Source organism: Cobetia sp. 10Alg 146, assembly GCF_029846385.1.
GTDB lineage: Bacteria > Pseudomonadota > Gammaproteobacteria > Pseudomonadales > Halomonadaceae > Cobetia > Cobetia marina.
The window spans coordinates 1-1303 of sequence record NZ_JARWKT010000019.1 but is presented as its reverse complement, the minus strand read 5'-3'; the positions used below and the strand labels follow the sequence as shown (position 1 = coordinate 1303).

Below are 1303 nucleotides of genomic sequence, written 5' to 3'. Positions count from 1 at the left end.
AGGATGAACCCGTAGCTTCGGTACCTGATTTAGCCCCGTTATATCTTCCGCGCAGGCCGACTCGACTAGTGAGCTATTACGCTTTCTTTAAAGGATGGCTGCTTCTAAGCCAACCTCCTAGCTGTCTGAGCCTTCCCACATCGTTTCCCACTTAATCAGGATTTTGGGACCTTAGCTGACGGTCTGGGTTGTTTCCCTTTTCACAACGGACGTTAGCACCCGCTGTGTGTCTCCCACGCTGCACTCACTGGTATTCGGAGTTTGCCTCGGGTTGGTAAGTCGGGATGACCCCCTAGCCGAAACAGTGCTCTACCCCCAGCGGTGATACGTGAGGCGCTACCTAAATAGCTTTCGAGGAGAACCAGCTATCTCCGGGCTTGATTAGCCTTTCACTCCGATCCACAGCTCATCCCAGCATTTTTCAACATACTTGGGTTCGGGCCTCCAATTGATGTTACTCAATCTTCACCCTGGCCATGGATAGATCGCCCGGTTTCGGGTCTATACCCTGCGACTGGTCGCCCAGTTAAGACTCGCTTTCGCTACGCCTCCCCTATACGGTTAAGCTCGCCACAGAATATAAGTCGCTGACCCATTATACAAAAGGTACGCGGTCACACCACGAAGGTGCTCCCACTGCTTGTACGCATACGGTTTCAGGATCTATTTCACTCCCCTCGCCGGGGTTCTTTTCGCCTTTCCCTCACGGTACTGGTTCACTATCGGTCAGCCAGGAGTATTTAGCCTTGGAGGATGGTCCCCCCATGTTCAGTCAAGGTTTCTCGTGCCCCGACCTACTCGATTTCACGATACTCAGACTTCGACTACGGGACTATCACCCTGTATCGTCAAGCTTCCCAGCTTGTTCGTCTGTCAGTTGTATCGCTTAAGGGCTGGTCCCCGTTCGCTCGCCGCTACTTGGGGAATCTCGGTTGATTTCTTTTCCTCCGGGTACTTAGATGTTTCAGTTCCCCGGGTTTGCCTCTATAGGTTATGTATTGGCCTATAGATACTCACCTGATGGTGAGTGGGTTTCCCCATTCGGAAATCGTTGGGTCGCAGGGTATTTGCCACCTCGCCAACGCTTATCGCAGGCTATCACGTCCTTCATCGCCTCTGGCTGCCAAGGCATCCACCGTATGCGCTTAATCGCTTGACCATATAACCCCAAGGGGTCTGTCAAGGATTACGAATCTGTCGGACCTCTCCGACATATCGTTTGATGGAGATGTGCTTGGCGCACATTCCATCGTCAGCATGATTCACATTGTTAAAGAGCGGCTGTTCAGAGAACAGTGAGAAG

At 52.1% G+C, this 1303-nt stretch carries 1 rRNA gene; it reads right to left on the bottom strand.

The annotated features are described in order from the left end of the window. Positions 1-1159 (bottom strand): 23S ribosomal RNA (locus QD172_RS17270); the annotation flags it as partial. Positions 1160-1303: the final 144 nt, after the last annotated feature.